Raw genomic sequence first — 17,937 nt, 5'->3', positions numbered from 1 at the left:
CAACACCAGGGCGTTAGGCGTCTCGGCATCGGTGAACACATTGGCCAGCGAGAGGGTGTAGGCAATACCTACCGTGGCCGACTGGGGCGAGACCGGATTAGCCACCGTTGGCGGGGTGTTGGCCGTTGAGGAACTACAGGCCGCCAGCCAGTTGTAGGCAAAGCTACTGGAAGCTCCACTCTGCACCGCCTGAAGCGTAATGACCGAATTATCGGTGTACAGGTTCAGCGTGTAGGGACCCGGATTGGTCGTCGGCAGCAGCTCATTGACCACCGAGAAGCTGACCGGACTGCCGTTCAGCCCGGCGTACCGGGGGTTGAAGGTGACCCGGCGCTGACCGGCCGAAATGGTCTCACAGCTGACCGTCGTCACGCCCGTAATGCTGAAGGTCGCCGTGGGGGGCGGAGTGCCGGCCGGACTGACCGTGATGGTAAAGCTGGTACTGGCGGAGAGTGAACCCGGATCGGTGGCCGTGACGGTCACACTCGATACCCCACTCATCGACGGCGTACCCGAAATAACCCGGCTGTTGGCATCGAAGCTCAGCCCGTTGGCGGGGTTGATGCTGGCGGTGTAGGTCAGGCTGTTGGGCGTCTCGGCATCGGTGAAGGCATTGACCGTGTAGCTGAAGGCTACGCCCACGGTGGCCGTCTGGTTGGCGTTGGCCGTTGCGACGGGCGCTGTGTTGGCCTGGGTCACCGTCACGCTCACCGTACCGCTGATGGTCTGGCTGGTGGGGGCGGTGGCATCGCTGGCTACGACCGTAAAGGTCTGCACCCCGGCTGGTATGCCCGACACCGACGCGGTGTTACCCGAGGGGGTAATTGTGCCCGGTCCGGTGAAGGTGTAGCTGTACGGAGTGGTACCACCCGAAACCGTCGCCGACAGGGTCGTCGTACCCGAAGTCAGAATCATGTTCGGACTGGCCGTGACCGTCAAACTCAGCATGCTGGTACATGAACCCGGTACGGGCTGGAAACCCGGTGTGCCAGCCTCATTGTCCGTACCCGTACTAAGATAAGGCGAATAAGTTATAGATCCCGCGAACAACGTGGCTGCCTGGGCATCTACATTGGTGGTGCCGTACCAGTTACAGGTCGCGTTGACCGTGGCAGCCTCCTGGTTGTCGATGGCCTTGTTGCTGTTGTTGCTCAGGCTGTTGTTGTGAATTTCAATGCCCACATCCCCGCCAAAACCATATCCATCATCGGCAATACGAACGCCCACCCCGTTATTGTTCAGGAAGTTGTTGATGACCATAATGGAGGTGTTGGCACCCGCAAATTTAAGGGCGGTGGTGCCGGGCTCAGTGATGGTGTTCTGCGAGAAGGTACCCCCGTTGATGGCCACGCAGTATACCATTGAGTTGTCGGCGTTATTGTCGTGGATGTAGTTCTTCGAGAAGACCAGATTCTGGTGGGTGTTGCTGGCCGTAGCGCCAAAAACGACCGCCGAGTTGGTAGTATGATTCTTGAACTCGTTATCCTCAATGGTGAGCCCATTGGTGGCCAGATCGGTGTAAATGCCGCTGCCTCCCGCTGCACCCGCCCGGTTATTGCCATCGAAGAGGTTGTGCCTGATGGCGGCATTCGCTGTCGGCTCAACCACACCCACCACATTATCGGTGAAGATATTATTAAGGATCTGCACCCCGGTTTGTTGACTATTGAAGGCCACACCCGCGCCGTACGTGCCCTGGCCACCGATGAACTTAAATCCGTCGACGACCACGTTGGGTGCCGAAACCAGCAGACCGGTTCGGACTCCTCCCCCGTCAATAATCGACTCGGCAGCACGGGAACCGAAGCCAGAAACACCGGCATTTGCCCCCTGGATGGTGAGCGATTTTGTCGCCGTTACGGCTTCGGCATACGTATAGGCCCCCGCCCGGATGATGTGGCCGCTGAGGGTAGCCGGATCATCGATGGCGGCCTGAATAGTGCAGTACGTGGAACCGGTATTGATGTTGGTCACGCTCTGCGGACAGGCCACCGGCAGCACCGTGATGGTGAAGCTGGTGCTGGCCGACAGGTTGCCCGGATCGGTGGCCGTGACGGTCACACTCGATACCCCGGTCGTGGAAGGCGTACCCGAGATGACCCGGCTGGCCGGATTGAAGCTCAGCCCGTTGGCGGGGTTGATGCTGGCGGTGTAGGTCAGGCTGTTGGGCGTCTCGGCATCGGTGAAGGCGTTGACCGTGTAGGAGAAGGCTACGCCCACGGTGGCCGTCTGGTTATTGTTGGCCGTCGCTACCGGTGGGGTGTTGCTCACACATGAACCCGGCACGGGCTGGAAACCCGGTGTGCCAGCCTCGTTGTCCGTACCATTATTCAGATACGGTGAGTAGGTAACCGCTCCTGAAAACAGGGTAGATGCCTGCCCATCGACGTTGGCCGTACCATACCAGTTGCAGGTAGCATTGAGTGTACCAGTGCCAAGGTTGTTAATGGCAAAGCCAGTGATTCCGGTAAGGCTGTTATTATTAACCAGAACTGTCTTTCCACTTACGTCTCCTCCCGAAAGAACAATTCCATTGTTTGAACCACTTACAGCGTTATTAATTATCGTCAGTGGGCCAGTTAAGGTAGATACATTAAACCGAATTCCTCCGCGACTAGCCGCATTTCCCGTGTTCGCATTGCTGATGACATTCTGTGACACCGTAACATTGCCCGACAGACCTGCTACCTGAATTGCCTGTTGAGCCGTGTTGGTAATGGTGTTACTGCTGATGTTGCTGTTGATGGTAGCATCTGTATTGATGCCTGCAATCCCTGTACCATCAATCACGTTTTGTGTAATCTGAGCGGTAAGGTTTCCTGTATTTCCTGACAAAAACATGGCATTGCCGGTCATTGACAGAAAGCGGCTGTCGTTAACCGTAATCGTGGCCGAGTTAGAAGCGGTTCCGGTAATAACAGACAGTTGCCCGGAACCCGCTCTAACAATATTTTTACTAAAAGTCAGGTTTGTATTAGTCGGGAGCGAACCACCGTTGAAATTAAGTGGACTAGAAACCGCACTAAAACTAAAGCCGCTGACAACCAGGGTATTACCGGCACCTGCGTCTACATTAATTCCTCCTGTAATGATGGCCTCGGCCGTCCGCACACCTGTGTTGGGAGAGATCGTACTGTTGGGCCCGTTGATCGTCAGGGACTTGGCAATTGAGACAGTCTCATCGTACGTACCTGCAGCCGCCGTTAGGATATCCCCGGCATTAGCCGCATCAACAGCCGACTGAATGGTGGAGAAGTACGTATTCTGCGTGACGTTATGAACCGGGAAGTAGTACAGGATCCGTCCTACGTTGGCATCATCATTCTTGTCGAAAAGCTGCCCATCCAGCGTCATCCGCTCTGCGCTGGTCAGTGCACTTGGTAGCTTCGCACCTGAACCCACATCGAACTTGTTGTTGGTCGCATTCAGGTCAGGGGTCCAGTAATTCATCGTGGTCGATGGCGCACCCGATACGGTATAGTCCCCAAAGGGAGAAGCAAACCCCGAGCTTGGGCCTGTGCTGTTATCCAGCCGCAGGAATGTAGCGATACCCGCGTTGAACGTATTTTCGTTACCCGCCGTGCCCAATACGTAGGCCCCGATGCTGGGGCTTGCCCCATCCTGACGGTGGTTGAAGAAGGCAATGCCCGTGCCACCCGCAGCCCCCGAGCCATTGAAGACGTTGCCTGTCAGTGTGGCTCCCACAAGTACCGGAGGGACAGAAGCGCTGGGTGTCGTGGCCAGTAACTTGGTGTTGAAGGAGATGCTGCGGTAATCGGTCGAATTGGCCAGGGGTGTGAAGGTGTTGCCCGAGAGGGTAACCGTGTTGAAGTTCTCCACGCTCATGGCCCAGCGATAGTTGGTAAAGCTATTATTGGAGATGTTGACCGTCGTACCGGCCGTGTTGTTCTGGATACGCATCAGCGCACCGGTTCCCAACTGCCCGGTTGCGGGTTGCACCGTTGCCCCGGTCAGGGTGTTGTTGGCGATGGTAATCAGACCAGCCCCCGGATTAGGTTCGGCGAATTGAATACCGCCCCCCAAGCTGCTGTTATTCTGAATAGTAACCGGTCCCTGATTTGAGAATCGGACATTCACATCATGATTGATGGCCGTAAACGTGTTGCCATCGGCGGGGCTGTTGCCCCCAATGGTGCCTCCGGAAAGATCCATCTGCACGGCAGCCCGGAAGGAGGTGTTGATACCACCTGCGCTAACGTTCACCGTATTTCCTTTTACGACTACACCGGCAAAGCCATCGCCGTCCTGGGCATACCCTTGAATGCCCGAAATGTTCGGATTTATAGCAATAGCATTTCGGCGCCCGTAAGATCCTGCCGGAGTACCCGTTGGTGTGATCGTATTGCCAATGATTTGCAGGTTCGTACGGTTATCTCCGGTCGTGTGAATGGCTGAGTGTGTTTTACTCAGATCGACGGTAAAGCCTAAGTTCTGGATTGTTACATCAGAAGCTGCTACCGTAAACAGTGAAGCTAAGGCCGAGCCTGGTACTGTTCCTGTAAAAGTTACGTTGCTACTGGCACCGGCACCCTGAATGGTGAGCGCTTTGCTGACGGTTACCAGTTCGTCGAACGTTCCCACGCTAACCGATAGGGAGTTGCCAGCCGTAGCGGCATCCACAGCGGATTGAATAGTACAGAATATACCGCCTGTCGTCAGGTTTTTTACCAGTTCAGGTTTACCCGCTCCTGGCCCTGCATTCCTGGTGTCGGTGGTGTTACCCGAAAAGTTGTTGCCCGATACGGTATTGCCACAGGCTACCGGTGCATTGCCACGTCCGAAGTAACCGGGTGACTGGCCAGCCGCCTGATCACCGTCGCCTGAATTATTCATCACGTAATTGGCGTTGAGATGGCCTCCTCCCTGCTGCTGAACCCCGATGTTATTGTTGTTGAGGGTGTTGCCCGTAACGGTGTGGTTGGTTCCTTCGATCACAATACCGAAGCCTTCGCTCTCGGTTGGGGCCGATACCTGATTCAGGTGCTGATAGCCACTCACGGTGTTATTTCGAATAACAACGCCTGTCGGGACATCCGGGTACCCTTCGCTGTTATTGACCAGTACACCCCGGCGATATACCGAAATGCCCGCATGATCGCGGTTGTTCATACCAGCCGTTGCTGTCAACGAAACGGTGTTATTTTCAACGACAATGCTTCCGTCGCCCGAGGTAAGACCGGTGCCGTTGGGGTTTTTGATTTCGATGCCAAAACGCCCGTTGTTATCCAGGATGTTGTTCGCAATCAGGGTTGGCCCGGCTCCCGCTTTCAGTCCTATAACGCCGATACCATTATCCGCGTTGTTAAGGACCGTGTTGCCTGTGATTGTTACGCCCGAAGCCGTACCATCCTGTAGCTCGATACCACAGCAATTGTTGTTAGTAACAATATTATTGCTGATGACAATGTTCTGCTTGAAGCCATTCCAGATCACAATCCCTCTGGCTCCGCCCGTATGTCCCGAGAAGGTCGAATTAGTGATGGTTACGCCCTGTACCGGGCCATTGGCATAAAAGCCAGCCCCGCCAACGTTACTCAGCGATTGGACATTGTCGATCAGCAGGTTGCTGTTCCCCAGCGCGCCATAAATACCGGCGTTCGAGTTGGGACTCGCTCCCGTAAAATTCTGAACCGTCAGGTTTTTGATAGTTACGTTCGTAACCCCGCTGTTGATCGCAATACCGCTGCCCGTACCTGATAGTCCGGTACCGTCGATAATCGTATTGGTTTTACTGGCCCCGGTCAAACTCAGTGGTTTGTCGATCGTAACGCGCTCATTGAACGTGTATTCCGCCAATTCGATGATATCATTTGCATTGGCGGCATTGATGGCAGACTGAATGGTGTTGAAATACGTATTCTGCGTCAGGTTATGTACGGGGTTGAAATAGGTAATTAGCCCCAGCTGCGCATCATCCGGCTTGTGAAAGAGCTTGGTTTCCAGCGTTGCCCGTTCTGCGGCCGTTAGTGCGCTGGCTAGTTTCAGGCCGTTACCGGCATCGAATTTATTATTTACCGCGTTAAGGTTTGTTGCCCAGGGAGCCACCGGAGTTGCATTCGGATTGGCCGTTCCGGTTGAATTATCCAGATAAATGAATGTGCCCAGTCCACTGGTAAAGTTATTCTCATTACCCGGCGTGCCCAGGGTAAACGTGCCGAAAACCGGACTGTCGTTGTCCTGATTGTAGAACGCTAATCCTGTACCACCCGTTGTTCCTGATCCATTGAAGGTATTTCTGGTCAGCGTTAGCGAAACCATAGGGGTGAAAAAGCCGCTCGACGAACTGCCTTCTTTCGTATTCTCGACAATATGGCGATAGGTGGTTGAGTTGGTGGCTGGCGTAAACGTGTTATTGTCGACGGTTACGGCCTGATAGTTTTCCAGGCTGATCCCCAGATTGTGGCCTGTGAACGTGTTATTGGCCACCGTCGTCGGGATGGAATTGGTGTTGTTCTTCAGTCGCAGGGAAGAGGTGAATGCACTGCCGAACGTACCATCGAAGGTGTTGCCTGTAACCATCAGGCTAGCGGCTCCGGCATTAAACTCAGCCAGTTCGAGACCAAAACCATTGAAGTTATTATTGGTGACCGAAACGGCTCCGTTTAAGGCGAACCGCACCAGAATGTCGGCACTGGTAGCCTGGATCGTATTGCCCGTAAAGGAACCACCTCCTTCATCGGTGGCCACACCTGCCCGGAAGCCCGCATCATCGGATGCATCAGCCGGAGTCCCGTTATTGTTATAGGAAACGGTGTTGCCCTGAATCAAAAGCCCTGATGAATTGGAACTGTTAAATCGGTAATTGGTTGGCCCACCATAGTTGATGCTGATGGCATTTCGGTTGCCAAAGCTACTGGTAATAGTCCCGGACCGGTATGGATTAATCGTATTACTGACCACCGCCAGATTACTGATGTTGGCAGCACTAGCCAGAACGGCACTATTTAACTTCGTCAGGTCTACTTCAAAATCGAGATTTTCGATACGAACGTTTGCCGAAGTGATATCAAAAATGGTAGGGTGGCCATTGGCCAGCGCCGGGGTTCCGGTGAAATTGAGGATAGGCTTGGTTGCACCGACACCAATGATGGTGAGCGACTTCGCAATCGATACCTGTTCATTATAGGTACCCGATGCTACCTGAATGGTATGGCCGCTTAGGGTTGCCGGGGCATCGACTGCTGCCTGAATGGTGCAGAAGGTAGCTCCGGTATTTGCATTGGTTACCGTCTGCGCGCAGGGGGTAGCACCAATCGGGGTCAGTGAAAAATCGTCGATAGCGAGCGCATCATCTGAGCCTGTTGCATCTAAATCATTAAGTCGAATCCAGAAAGTAGCTCCCGGTGCTATAGATAAACCAGATATGGTACTTGTTTTTACCGTACGATTGGCAGCGATATTTCCATCTAGTGGGCCACCAACAGATCCCGTTATGACGGGGGCCACAAAATCGAGCGCATCGACATCCGTATAGGTGCCGGCCGAGAGGCTGGTTGCGGTTGTGCTGTACTGAAAATCCAACCGGTCCTCCCGGTTAAGAGCACCTAGGCGCCACTGTTCGCCCGTGTACGTTATGCTCAGTGACGTAATCGTAGTGCTGGTATTATTAACAAAAGAGGCCCCAATTGTTGGTACTAAATTACTACTTCGCAGACCCCCAAACGCCCGGTCAGTAGTAGACGTGGCTCCGGTCCCAAAACTGTAGGTATCGCCTGTACTACTGCTGTTAGTAGCTGTATAAGTTGTATTCGCATTAGTACCTGTTTCGACAAAAGCAAAGCCGGTTGGCACTGTACTTGACGTGCCATTGATCGCCAGTGTGTTGAAGTCCTGTGAATAAGGGGCGTTAATGGTTGTGAGCGAGACTTGTGCCCAAACGGATGGGGCTATCGCATTCATGAAAAGAAAACCGACGACTACCAGCCACCTGCTGTAGAAAAAGTGTTTCATAAAAGTGGAATTATTAAGTTAAAAAAATGGGCAACAAACAAACTAAATGGAGAAGACGGGTGGAAAAGAAAATGAGACACAGGATGACTACTACCAGTAGCCTGCTGATACGATTAAAGAATAGTTATGATGCAAGAGGGATTCTGTACATCGTTGTAATGGGCAGACTAGTGTGTGCTAATCAGACCGACGCATACGCGGTTTCTGGGCTACCGGGTGTCATTATGCGTAAAGAGAGAGGAAACGGTAACAATCTGTTGTTGGAAGGAGAAGTACTGCATAATAATGTGGTAGTTAAATTAACGAAATGAAGTATTAGTACACTTTTTAAAGATATGGGTGACATAAGGAGTGACGAAGTAAGAGACTTTCATTTATTAATTGCATTTTTTTGTGTCTATTTATGCGTGATTTAAGAATCAATTTATCTAACGGTAGTAAATGATGAATAGGTTGTAATAAAAAGAGAAAGCTCCAACCAGTATTGGTTAGAGCTTTCTGGAAAAATACGATGATTTAGGGGCGATCTTTACCGCGCAAAGGACATATTCGTCCCAATAAAAACCTTCTTGCCGGACTAAACCGGCAGGTCTGTCAACAGCTGCTGAAACCAGCGCCCCGATGCTTTTACGATGCGCTGCTGCGTTCGGAAATTGACGTATACCAAACCGAAACGGGGGCGGTATCCCTCGGCCCACTCGAAGTTGTCGAGAAAAGTCCAGGCAAAGTAACCGGCAACGGGTATTCCTTCCTGTTTGGCTCTCAGTACATTGCTCAGGTAATTCTGGTGATAGTCTATCCGGGCGATATCCTGTACCCGGCCGTGTTCTACCGTATCGAAAAAAGCCGCTCCACTTTCGGTGATGTATATTTTTTTGATCCCATCGTACTGCCCGAACTGTTTAATAATCCGGTACATACTTTCGGGGTACACCTCCCAGCCCATCTCTGTAATGGTCTGCACATTCCGCCGGAGGGGCGACACGTCTTTGGCCCAGATGTACGGCATGAAATACGATTGCTCCACCACTGCCCGGAAGTAATGCTGCAACCCGACGAAGTCGAAATCGAAAGCCAGTCGTTCCATATCGCCGGGCCTGGCTACTTTTTTGGCGATACCGGCCAGAAATGGTAGTTCACGGGTGGGGTAGCCCAGGCCCAGAGCGGGTTCAATGAAGAGCCGGTTCAGCAGGGCATCCACGCGCATGGCAGCGGCCCGGTCGCCGGGGGTAAACGGATCAATGGGGGAGCAGGAAAAGGTTGTGCCCACCTGTGCATCCGGTACGTTTTGCCGCACCACGCGCCCGCCTTCGGCCTGTGCCAGTGCCGTATGGTGGATAACGGGCAGCAGGTTCCGTAAACTCCGGCGACCGGGGGCGTGCTGCCCCGTAAAATAGCCTAATACAGACGATGCCAGCGGCTCGTTCAGAATAATCCAGTGCTTTACCTTGTGGCCAAACGCTTTGGTGCAAACGTCCACAAAATCGGCAAACCAGTCCACAATCTTCCGGTTGGGCCAGCCGCCTTTATTTTCCAGCGCCTGCGGTAGATCCCAGTGGTACAGCGTAATCCAGGGGGTGATGCCCAGTGCCAGGCAATGGTCGATCAATCGATCATAAAAAGCGATTCCGGCTTCATTGATATAGCCATGGTGTTTTGGCCCGACGCCATCGGGCAGTATCCGTGACCAGGATAGGGAGAACCGAAACGCATCGAAACCCAATTCTTTATGAAGCAGCAGGTCTGATTCGTAGCGGTCGTAAAATTCGCAGGCTACATCCGCCGTTTCACCGGTCTTTATTTTTCCTTTCTGTTTACTGAACGTGTCCCAGATGCAGGGCGTACGCCCGTCTCGGTCAACGGCTCCTTCAATCTGATAGGCAGCGGTGGCAGTGCCCCACACAAAATTGGGGCCAAAAGTATGGCGATCAAAAGCGGGTGATTCAGACGGATTTGTCAACTCGGTACGTAAGGATATAATCGGCAAAAGTACCGCCTTGCCAGAAATAGAGCGGCTCCGACACGATAATTTAACATACCGGACCGGAGCCTGCTCCTACTTGCCTTCCCTCAATTTATCCCCGTCGATTGCTACCGCCGTATGGAACGGGCTGGTTGCGGCTGTTCCGGCTGTTAGGCTGGCCTGGCTGCTGGGCGGCAAATAACCGATCCCGCTGGGAGGATGTCAGGATGGCCAGAACATCTTGGCGTTTGCGCAGCTGAAGCTGACGGTAGCCATCGGGTGTCAGCCGGGAGGTAGCCATCAAGTGATCATAGTTATTTTCGATCTTGCGGATCTGCTTCTCCTGACGGCGGGATAAACCAACCAGCGCATCCAGCCGGTCGATTTTCAGTTCATCCTGATATTGGTCGTTGGTATAACGGGGAGCCTGAGTCTGAACCGGCCGGGCGTGATTATCGACAGGTTTTGAATAAACGCCCTGTGCAAAGGTTACGCCGGTAGCGAATGAGAACAGAGTGAGGGCGGTGATGATGGTCTTTTTCATGGTCAGTAATTGTTTTTAAGGTTTACTGATTGTTAGAAGCCAGCCAGCCTTCCGCGTTTAATCTACCGGTGGGGGAACCTGGATGAGTGCCCTTTTTTGCGGGTCAGGACTGGCTAAATCAGGGTTGAATGACGTCTGTTTTTTTCGGTTGCTGCCGGGCCATGCGCTGCGCCAGAACACTGGCTACGATCAATTGCAACGCGTGGTAAACCATGATGGGTAGCAAAACAACCCCGCCTAAACTGCCCGGAAACAAGACCGTAGCCATAACCGTACCCTGAATCAATGATTTTTTAGAGCCACAGAACAGGGCCGTAATACGATCCTCCCGGTTGAAATGCAACCATCGGCTACTGATATTGATTAGCCCGAAAACCAGAAAAAATAGCCCCAGCATGAAGGCTGCCAGCCACAGCATATCACCCGCCGAAATGGCTTCGAACGAATGATGGGCGAACGATTCGCAAAAGGCGGTGTACACAATGAGCAGAATGACTACCTGATCGAAATAACGCAGGTACGGCTTAAGCCAGCCAGCCAGCCACCTGAGGGGGTGGTTCAGTAAAAGACCCAGCACCACCGGCAGGATAACCTGAATGGTTAGCTTGCCTACAACGTTCCCTACGTCGAAATGCCCCTGCGTAGTAGCCAGTAAAAAACTCATCCACAGGGGCGTAATAAATACGCCAATCAGGCTGGAGATACTGGCATTGAAGATAGCCGCCGGTATGTTGCCCCCCGCAATGGATACCATCACCACCGCCGACGAAACCGTGGAAGGCAAGGCGGCCACGTAGAAAATACCCAGCCAGAGCAGCGCCGTGTCGGGGGTGAGCAGTAGGGAGCGAAGGGGCAGTATGATGGCGGGAAAGAGAATGAACGTGGTGAGGTGAATGAGCAGGTGAAGCCGGTAGTTTCGAAGCCCCTCGCGTAGCTGACCAATGTTCAGTTTCAGGCCGTAGAAGAAAAAAATCAGCGCAACCCCGTACGTAGCCAGCGACGACAGGGAGAATGGCCCCTGCTGAATGCCGGGCTGGGGCCAGAGTTTAGCCAGGCCAATCATACTCAACAGGGCAATAATGAACCAGTCGAGACCAGCACGGGTAAGCAGGGAACGGAACGATGGGTTGGGCATAAAACGGGCAGGGTTACGAATACACGCTATCGATCAGACAAACCTAAGCAGGGAACGCTTCATGACCATAAATATCGTTATATATGCAGAAGCTGAGACGGGATGGCGGTCTTGTACTGTCACAGACTACGCTGGTTATGGTAGTGGTTTCCTGCTTTTTTGGTAACAAACTTTTTCTGCAACGTCCTGATTCGCATGGCCGACACGATGACTATTGCTCTGGCGCAACTGGCGCCCGTCTGGTTGAATAAGAAAGCTACCCTCCATAAAATGGAAGAGGCCATCCGCGAGGCTGCCAACCAAAAAGCGAACCTTATTTGCTTCGGCGAAACCCTGCTGCCGGGCTACCCGTTCTGGCTGGACCTGACCGATGGCGCCCGCTTCAACGCTCCGGTGCAGAAAAGTATTTTTGCCCACTACCTGCGCGAAGCCGTTTCTATCGAAGCGGGTGATCTGGACACCCTCTGCCGGTTGGCAAAAGAATTTCGGGTGGCTGTCTACGCCGGTTGTGCCGAACGCGCTGCCGACCGGGGTGGCCATAGTATTTATTGCAGTTTGGTTTATATCGATGAGGAAGGCATGGTGAAATCAGTTCACCGGAAATTGATGCCTACCTACGAAGAACGGCTGGTGTGGAGCATTGGCGATGGCCACGGGTTACAGGTTCATCCGCTTGGAGCCTTCACGGTGGGCGGACTGAACTGCTGGGAGAACTGGATGCCTCTGGCCCGAACGGCCCTCTACGCGCAGGGTGAGAATCTCCACGTGGCCGTATGGCCCGGCAACCTTCGTAACACCGTTGACCTGACGAGACATATTGCCCAGGAAAACCGAATGTACGTCGCGTCTGTATCGGGGTTGATGAGGAAATCGGATATTTCGACCGACGTGCCCCACCATGAATTGATCCGGCAGGCGGCTCCCGCTTTTCTGAGCAATGGCGGCTCCTGCCTGGCAGCACCCGACGGAAGTTGGGTAATCGAGCCGGTGGTAGACCGCGAGACGGTCGTTACCGCTACCATCGACCTGAACAACGTGCGGAAAGAGCGCCAGAACTTTGATCCCTCCGGCCACTACGCCCGCCCAGACGTGTTTGAACTGACTGTCAATCCGCAACGGCAAAAACTGGTCCGCTTCAAGGATCGCTAGATGGGCAATCAATGCCTGTTTAGCGACCCGGTAGGGGATGGAGCATACTGAAAACGCTTTCAGGGACGCTGTTTAACCTTTTTGCTGGAATACGCTCACGTCCGTCCCACTCCTTATTCCACAGAGACAGGTTTGGTTACTCATTTAATTGAATAACCATTCAACCATTCGGGTAAGCGGGTAATTACCCGTTATTCTTTGCCTGAACAGGGTCAATCCGCAAATTTTTAACCTTTTTTTAACGTAGTTAAATCGCTGGGAATCTCTTTGACGTAGTTAGTGCAAACCGTCTATTTCGGTGGTTTTACTACTTCTTTCACTCAACCCAATAATGCGTATGTTTTACGGAAAAAGTACCCGTTTTATTACAGGTCTGCTGGCGGTCAGTTTCCTGATTATGTTAGATGCCTGTCAGGATAAGCAGCAACTGGAGCCAACCGCACAGAATGGCCGTGCCGGTGCCCGATTGGCATCGAACTACATGTTCTATGTACTGACCGATAACAATCAGTTGGTAAAGTTGAACACGCAGAATCCCTCGACCAGCCTGGGGACCGTTGCCATAACGGGCCTGATGCCCAACGAACGACTGATTGGCATCGATTTCCGCCCGGCAACGGGACAGCTCTACGCTGTTAGTAACGGAAGTCGCATATATAGCATCAACGTAATGAGCGGATTGGCTACCGCCCTTGGAACAACCCCGTTCACGCCCGCTATCATGGGTAGCGACGTAGGTTTTGACTTCAACCCAACTGTTGACCGGATTCGTCTGGTAACCAATACCGGTCAGGATTTGCGCTTGAATCCTGAAACGGGTGCCGTTGTATCTATCGATGGCTCCATCAATGGTGTAGCAGGTGCGTCTATTTCGGGTGTTGCTTATACGAACAGCCGTTCGGGTGTTACCACCACTACCCTGTATGATCTGGATCCGGTTACGGATAAACTGTACCGCCAGAATCCGCCCAACAATGGTACGCTGGAAGAAGTTGGCCCACTGGGCGTCGATATTTCCGGTCTGACTAATTTCGACATTGCGCCCGATGGTAGTGCCATCGCAACGATGATTAGCGGAGGTGTACAGGCATTGTACGAAATCGACCTGACCACAGGTCGGGCTACGATGCTGGGTGGTTTGCCCGGTTCGATGAGTATTGTTGGTTTGGCTATCCCTTCGGAAGCTGTTGCTTACGTTGTTGATGGAGCCAATACACTGTATTACATCAACCCAATGACGGGTGTTACCACGACAACCAAACCCTTAACGGGGCTGCAATCGGGCGAAACCTTATTTGGTATTGACATGCGTCCGGCCACGGGTCAGTTATTTGCTATGGGGTCTACCGGTCGTGTTTACGCCATCAATATGGGTAACGGTGCTGCCACAGCCATAGGTGATCCAATTTCGCCCGCTTTAGAAGGTAGTGACGTTGGTTTCGATTTCAACCCGACCGTTGACCGGATTCGTATCGTGACTAACACGGGTCAGGATCTACGTTATAACCCGCTCACCAATGGGGTAACCATTGATGGCAGACTGAATCCGGGTAACCCGGTCGTAACGGGTGCTGCATATACAAACAGCTTTGCTGGTGCTACTACCACGACGTTGTACGATATCGATACCCGCACCAGTGGCATGCTGTTCCGCCAGAACCCACCAAATGATGGCACGCTGGTTCCGGTTGGACCACTGAATGTAGCCATCGAAGGAGGGAACGGATTTGATATCGGCGGTATGTCGGGCGTTGGTTACGCTATGATGCGGGCCGACAAAGTAGACCGTCTGTACACGATTAACCTGATGACCGGTCTGGCTACCGAAGTAGCTCCACTGGCTGGCAACCCATCCTCTATTCGTGGATTCACGGTTGGTTTAGGTTTCTAAAACTGATTTAAGGTAAAGGTAAACGGCCCGCCCTGTTCAGAACAGGGCGGGCCGTTTACCTTTACCCACCCTGACCGGGTGGAGTACGGCTTTATTTCTTCTGGTTGGAAAGAAACGTGAGCAGGGAGGCAAACTCTTCGTAAGACAGGGCATTTACCAGACCCGTTGGCATCATAGAGGTATCCATTTCCTTCCGCGACAAAATATCGGATGCTTTCACGGTGTAGACCTGCCCGGTCACGTCGCGCATAACCAATTTGCTGGCCGTTTCTTCCGTCACAAAACCGGTATAGCTTTTATTCCCTTTCGCCGTAATCATGACTGTAGAAAAACCCTGCGAGATAGAAGCATTGGGTTTCAGGATGGATTCGGCAATCTGTTCCCGGTTCATGATCGAGCCGATTTGCCCCATGAATGGCCCTTTCATGGTTTCGCTGCGGCTCAGGCTGTGGCAGGCAATGCACCCCTGCTGGGCAAACAGGGCTTTCCCAATCTGGGCATCTCCCTTTATTTTGTCCATCGCCAGCATGACATCTTCAATGGATGCTTCGCCCACCTGCCCCTTTTTATTCCTGATTTTTTCCAGGTCTACTTTTGGCTCTTCTTTCGCAACCATCACCGAGTCCTTACCAAATTCGGCGATTTCCATCCGGTGCCTACTATTCAAATCGGTAAATAATTTCTTATCCGATGAGTTCGTCCATTCACCCACCAGAAAGTCCCGGATTCCGGGCGACGATTCCCACGCAATGGCTTTGTAGTACGGTCCGTGCGTATCGGGACGGGTACTCCACCACCACGAACCGTCGTAATCCGCTTCTTTTTTATACAGTCGCGACAGCGTCACGAGGAGTTGGTTTTTCAAGGCTGTATCGTCCGTTTTCTTATAAGCAGCCATCAATCCATTCACGGATTTGGGGTCGTGCATGTAGCGCAACGCCCAGAGTGCCAGCGTGCTGTTGGGTGTTCCGATGGCCTGCACACAGGCATCCACTGCGTTTAGCGCGACCAGTGCCCGCACGGCCAGGTGCGCCGGAATAATAGCGGAATTAGGCGTGGCGTGCGGCCCCTCGGTGCCGAATGCAGGCGCCACAAACGAAGCGGGTACCTTCACCTGCAACAAAGCCGGGATAGCCTCCGAACGACCCAGGCGGCCAAGGCCGATGATGGCCGCTGTTTGTACCCGAACCGATGGGTCGCTGAGGCCCTGCATGAACGGTTCGATGGGTACCTGAGCGAGTAATGGCTTCCGGTCGGAGAGGGCACGGAGGGCGTACTCCCGCATGGCAGGTTCCGTACTCAGTTTGACGAGGTTGGCAATACCATCCGCCCCGGCTGCCTGCGCATAGGTGTACATCCCGGCGATCCGGCTGGCTGCGGGTAGTTTCGTATCAGCCGCAATTTTCCAGGCCATTTTTGCCGTTTCCTTCGCGGGGCGGGTCAGCATTTCCTGCTGGGCGGCTAAACGAGCGACTCCGCTCCCCGAATTCAGCAGATTTGCCAGTTTTTTACCGGAGAGTTTTTTGAGGTTGGGGAAGGGTTTGTACGTCCAGCTCTTTGGCACCATGCGCACCACAAACCCTTTGTTGGGATTACCGGAATACCCCGCTCCATCCCAGGCCGACAGGTACGCCCGACCCGACGCATCGATATCCACGTCGGTAATCTGCGCCAGTTTTACGAATTCTTCTTCTTTCTGAGTAAAGCTGGGGCCATCCGGCGTAACCCGGTGAATGTAAAGCTGGCTGCGACCCCAGTCGGCCATCATAGGTACCTGATTGTACTTAGCGGGCCAGGTATCATCGTCCAGAAACAGCGACCCTGTTCCCGAACCACCCCCCACATCCACTAATGCCGGAATAATTTCATCCGTAAAGTGCTTGAACAGGACGGGATAGCCGTACTCTCCCGATTGAATCTGGTTGCTGAACCGGATGTTCCAGCCCCCACCATCATTGGTGTTGCCCCGTGCAAACATATTCATGAGAGGGTCGATAGCTACGTCGTAAATATTGCGCAGGCCGTGGGTATACACCTCCATGCCAGTACCATCGGGACGAACCCGCACCACACCACCGCCCAGCATCGTTAGTTTTTTGCCGGACCGGTCAACGGCATCGTGAAAACCGAAATCACCCACGGCAATGTAAATCCAGCCATCGATACCCATGCGGATACCGTTGGTGGCGTGGTCCGTTCCCCGGCTTTTCAGAAAGGTAGGATTGCTGATGTGTTCAATGAGTGGCCGGGAGGGACCATCGGCCACGCCGTCCCCGTCTTTATCGTCGAAAACCACGAGGTCCATGCCCGTTGCCAGACCCGTTTCTTTCGAGAACATGGTGTGCAGCACAAAAAGCTGGTCGCCCACCGGCAAAATACCCCGCGGATTATCAACCACGGCAAAATTGGTATGCGCGTCCACCTTGCCGTCGTTGTTCGAGTCTACCAGTCGGATAATGCGTCCATTGCCGGGTTTCTTGCCCAGCGAGCCAATCATATCTACCCCCACAAATACCTCCCCGGACGGAGCCACGCCCAGACAGGCGGGGCTGGGGACCAGGTCGGCACTGGCGAAATTAGTGATGGAAAAGTCGGCGGGCCAGTTACTGGCGTTGCGCAGTGAATCGGCCCGGTTCAGCACTGCCTGACGGACGGCCTTTTCCGCGCTGTTTTGTTCTGCGCTGTTCCAGACGCCGAGAAGCAAAACGACTAAAAGGGATAAGTGAACTTTTAACATATTGATTGGTAGACTAAATTTTTGGTCGCAGGATATCAAATGCCGTATGGCTTCCTGTAGAGAAAGTATGCCTGTAGTGAACACTACCTATCACGCAGCAAAAATTGAGGAATGGTTACGCAAGGTGCTAAAACCAGTTGATGCGCTCAACAAGTAACTGGCTTGATGTGGACTAGGAGAGTACGGGAAGGTGGAAGAATAAGTATGTTTTACCTTTATAAAATTATATACAGTAAAGGATAAAAACACGGCTACTACGCACGTGTTCACATTTACGAGTGACAGTGCATCGGTAATTTAAGCCGGTTTTGTTCATTTTTTTCTTAGATAAAAGCTGAATTGACTACGTATTTTCCTCATTATAACGTATTGCAATGATGGTTTAGATTACCCACTGAGGCACAGAGTAATAGGTTCTCCAGCCAATTTTTCGAGAATACCTGCCCACTCGCCCGTGAGGCCGGACAATATAAACTCGGCTCTTTTTTGCGCACAGACGGACTACTCGGCGTAAAATTGTACAGCAACGCAAAGCCCCGCACATGGG

8 protein-coding genes are annotated in these 17,937 nt (G+C 52.9%); 2 read left to right on the top strand and 6 right to left on the bottom strand.

Annotation, left to right across the window (positions count from 1 at the left end; all coding sequences use genetic code 11):
- The 4 genes from B157_RS39585 to B157_RS0103155 all read right to left on the bottom strand — a co-directional run.
- A partial coding sequence (locus tag B157_RS39585) for a beta strand repeat-containing protein (protein ID WP_041951874.1) occupies positions 1-7,971 on the bottom strand: 7,971 nt, incomplete at its 3' end.
- 577 nt (positions 7,972-8,548) lie between these two features.
- A complete protein-coding gene (locus B157_RS0103165) occupies positions 8,549-9,931 on the bottom strand; it encodes a GH1 family beta-glucosidase (RefSeq protein ID WP_026308448.1) in 1,383 nt (460 codons plus the stop codon).
- 115 nt (positions 9,932-10,046) lie between these two features.
- Positions 10,047-10,478, bottom strand: a complete 432-nt coding sequence (locus B157_RS0103160; protein ID WP_020601930.1) for a hypothetical protein — start codon at positions 10,476-10,478, stop codon at positions 10,047-10,049.
- Between the two features lie 118 nt (positions 10,479-10,596).
- Complete coding sequence (locus B157_RS0103155; protein ID WP_020601929.1) at positions 10,597-11,613, bottom strand: bile acid:sodium symporter family protein; 1,017 nt, start codon at positions 11,611-11,613, stop codon at positions 10,597-10,599.
- 195 nt (positions 11,614-11,808) lie between these two features.
- On the opposite strand from B157_RS0103155, the gene B157_RS0103150 reads away from it, so the two are divergent.
- Together B157_RS0103150 and B157_RS0103145 are read left to right on the top strand one after the other, a co-directional pair.
- Entirely contained in the window at positions 11,809-12,762 is a 954-nt protein-coding gene (locus tag B157_RS0103150) for a carbon-nitrogen hydrolase family protein (RefSeq protein WP_020601928.1), read from the top strand.
- A gap of 337 nt (positions 12,763-13,099) precedes the next feature.
- Positions 13,100-14,653 carry a DUF4394 domain-containing protein gene (locus tag B157_RS0103145; RefSeq protein WP_020601927.1) on the top strand — a complete coding sequence of 518 codons (1,554 nt, stop codon included), beginning with the start codon at positions 13,100-13,102 and terminating at the stop codon, positions 14,651-14,653.
- Positions 14,654-14,744: 91 nt separating this feature from the next.
- On the opposite strand, the gene B157_RS0103140 is transcribed toward B157_RS0103145, so the two are convergent.
- Together B157_RS0103140 and B157_RS39255 are read right to left on the bottom strand one after the other, a co-directional pair.
- Positions 14,745-17,390: a DUF7133 domain-containing protein gene (locus B157_RS0103140; protein ID WP_020601926.1), complete on the bottom strand. Its 2,646-nt coding sequence runs from the start codon at positions 17,388-17,390 to the stop codon at positions 14,745-14,747.
- A gap of 359 nt (positions 17,391-17,749) precedes the next feature.
- Positions 17,750-17,937, bottom strand: a 188-nt coding sequence (locus B157_RS39255; RefSeq protein ID WP_211224974.1) for a hypothetical protein, incomplete at its 5' end; no start/stop codon positions are given.

Source organism: Spirosoma spitsbergense DSM 19989, assembly GCF_000374085.1.
GTDB lineage: Bacteria > Bacteroidota > Bacteroidia > Cytophagales > Spirosomataceae > Spirosoma > Spirosoma spitsbergense.
This window is presented reverse-complemented; position numbering and strand designations above follow the sequence as displayed.